Below are 3,169 nucleotides of genomic sequence, written 5' to 3' on the forward strand. Positions count from 1 at the left end.
TAATTCAGCGTTAAATGAGGCGCGTCGAGCTGCGGAAGCTGGGTTTGATTTGCTGATTGCGGCCGGTGGTGACGGTACAATCAATGAAGTTGTTAACGGCATTGCGCCATTGGATAAGCGCCCAATGTTGGCGATTATTCCGGCTGGGACAACCAATGACTATGCACGTGCTTTGCGCATTCCACGTGAGGATCCGCTAGCGGCTGCTAAGGTCATCCTAAAGGGCAAGGCCGCTAAGATGGATGTTGGACGCGCCAATGACACGTATTTTATTAACATCGCAGCTGGTGGCTCATTGTCTGAATTGACGTATTCAGTCCCATCAAAGCTTAAGTCAATGTATGGATACCTGGCCTATGTTGTGAAGGGTGCTGAAATGTTGACTCGTGTGGCACCAATGAATTTGCGCGTTAAGTATGACGATGGTGAATTTGAAGGTACTTCATCAATGTTTTTCCTGGCCTTAACTAATTCAGTTGGCGGTTTTGAACAAATCGTGCCAGATGCTAAGTTGGACGATGGTAAGTTTACGTTGTTGGTGGTTAAGACAACAAAGTTCGCTGAAATCTTGGGCTTAATTTCAGAAGTGCTAACTGGTAAGCACGTCGATGATCCAAACTTGTTGTATGTAAAATCAGAAAATGTTGAAATTACACCATTAGATGAAAATGCTAAGATTATGATTAACTTGGATGGCGAGTACGGTGGGGATGCACCGGTCGTCTTTAAGAATTATCACGCCCACATAGCAATGGTTGCGAATGTTGATGATATGCCAAGTGATAACTTGATTAAGGCCCCAATCTTATTGGATGAACACAAGTAAAAAAAGAGCCTGCCAGATGTTCTGGTAGGCTCTTTTGTGAGGAATGAACATGTTTGGAAAAAAGAAAACCAGTGTCGCGCAGCCTGCTAATACAAAGCACGCTTTCTACCAACAATTAGCCCATCATACTAAGCGAGCATGGGATATGGCAATTGCATTGGCACAATTAGATACCTTGCCAACTGATGCCACGCAGCGACAGAGTTTACATGTTGATGTGTCACAACCAGATGGTCGTCGCGGTGAGGGTCTGACATCAGTATCATTTTATGTTGATCCTGAAGAGATGCGACCTGTGTTTGTAGCGAAGCGCGATGAACAAGCCTCGATCGCAGCGGAATATCTTGAGTCGTTGCTGCTTAGCCCAGATTTAACGACGCGTGACCGTGATTTGGTGGCGACGCTACGTGATATGCAGCAAAACCAGGCATATGATTTAATATTGAAAACATTATTAAATCATAATGTCATCACACGGCGTGATATAAACTGATGGCGGGGCATGGTTTCATCGCACGCAAATAGTTGTTTTTTCACGAATTTAGACTATTATAAAGGTACAGCGTAATCTTAGACGTCGTCCTGCACCAGGGACGGCGTTTTTTTTTTATAGACGTAAAAAGCACCCGTTTAGGCCTAAAACCTAAGCGGGTGCTTTTGTAATACTTTACTTTGACGTCAAACCATCATAGATTGTTTGTGCGTTGTGGTTCAACAAATCGTAGTACGTTGGGACAACGCCAGACTGCTTTGAAACAGAATCCGTCCACAACTCACCAGCAATGTGTGAGTTGATTTGTGAGATAACCGTTTGCATTGGCTTGTCTGATTCACCTTGCTCAACAAAGGTTGCGCGAACCTTTTCGCCTTGCAAAGCTTCAACCAACGTGCGGATTTGTGAAGGGGTACCATTTGATTCAGTATCGATTTCCCAGATGAAGTATGGCTTCAAACCAAAGTCACGGGCGAAGTAGGCCATGGCACCTTCTTGCGTAACCAACTTCTTATCATCAGCAGGCAAAGCGGCAAACTTAGCGTGCCACTTGTCATACAACTTTTGCAACTTTGCTTCATAAGCCGTTGCACGCTTAGCATAATAAGCCTTGTGGGCAGGATCCTTCTTTTCAAGGACCTTGGCAATGTTAGCAGCGTAAGTCTTACCTTCTAGTACACCGTTCCAAGCGTGGGGGTTATCTTGACCAGCCACACCAGCTGTCGTTAGCTTAATTGTCTTAATGCCGTCCGTCACGTTGAAGATTTCCTTACCAGCGTGCTTATCGGTGGTCTTCATCAACTTATCAAACCAACCTGAGCCACCCTTTTCCAAGTTCAAGCCGTTTGCAAAGACGATTGCGGCGTCTTGCGTACGCTTAACATCGGTTGGGGTAGGGTCATAATCGTGTTGGTCAGCCCCAATTGCGGTAATCGTGTGGGCATTAACGTACTTACCACCGATTTCTTCAGAAATTTGATTAATAATTGAAAATGATGAGACAACGTTCAAACGGCCGTCAGCTGCACGACCATCTGACTGATCGTTGCGGTGCATCAAACCAAATGCAACAGCAACAACCACAACAAGGGCAACAATAATCCCAATAATGCGCTTCATAAAACTAAACTCCTAATTGTTTAAAAAGACTAGGCGTGACGATTTTGCAATCGCAAACCTGTATGAGCAATAAACGATAAAATAAAAATAACCGCACCAGTCACAACGATGGCGGGACCAGATGGCCAGTCAAACGTGTAACTAAGAAATAAACCAACAAAAGCACTCAACACACCAAATGCCGCAGATAACCAAATCATTGGTTGGAAACGCTTAACTAATAATCGGGCGCTTGCTGCTGGGGTGATGAGCAGGGCCGTTACCAAAATGACCCCGACGGCGCGTAATGCCACAATGATAACCAAAGTAATCATGACGACCAACAGGTTTCGGAATAGATTTGCACGAATACCTTGCGCTTGCGCATATGATCGATCAAAAGTTGTGAGATATAACTCACGGTAGAAAATAGCAACAACTAGGATAACAATTAAGCCAATCACAAGGCTTGAAATGAGGTCACCACCAGAAACGGCGAGGATATTTCCGAATAAAATATCAGTTAACTTGGTGGTTGAGTGACCTGCTGTCATAATAATTGTGCCTAATGCAAAGAAGCTACTAAACGTGAGGCCAATCGCCGCATCAGTCTTTAACGGGGTATGTTCCGCGATGAAGTTAATGATGAGGGCGGCTAGCAAACCAAACACACCAGCGCCCCAGTAGTAGGGGATGCCGAGTAAAGCCGCGATGGCGATACCTGGCAAAACCGCGTGCGACATGGCATCACC

The 3,169-nt window shown here is 45.0% G+C and carries 4 protein-coding genes; 2 read left to right on the top strand and 2 right to left on the bottom strand.

From position 1 onward, the window contains the following. Positions 1 to 826: diacylglycerol kinase (locus tag WEIDD23_RS00085; RefSeq protein ID WP_062358588.1), on the top strand; the 826-nt coding region annotated here is incomplete at its 5' end. 49 nt (positions 827 to 875) lie between these two features. Continuing rightward, complete coding sequence (locus tag WEIDD23_RS00090; protein ID WP_010370388.1) at positions 876 to 1,319, top strand: hypothetical protein; 444 nt, start codon at positions 876 to 878, stop codon at positions 1,317 to 1,319. 174 nt (positions 1,320 to 1,493) lie between these two features. On the opposite strand, the gene WEIDD23_RS00095 is transcribed toward WEIDD23_RS00090, so the two are convergent. Next, positions 1,494 to 2,438, bottom strand: coding sequence for a metal ABC transporter solute-binding protein, Zn/Mn family (locus tag WEIDD23_RS00095; protein ID WP_010370390.1), 945 nt, complete (start codon positions 2,436 to 2,438; stop codon positions 1,494 to 1,496). A gap of 29 nt (positions 2,439 to 2,467) precedes the next feature. Beyond that, positions 2,468 to 3,169 (bottom strand): metal ABC transporter permease (locus WEIDD23_RS00100; RefSeq protein WP_242865340.1); only part of this gene is annotated, 702 nt, incomplete at its 5' end.

This window comes from Weissella sp. DD23 (assembly GCF_001579105.1).
In the GTDB taxonomy this organism is placed as follows: domain Bacteria; phylum Bacillota; class Bacilli; order Lactobacillales; family Lactobacillaceae; genus Weissella; species Weissella cibaria.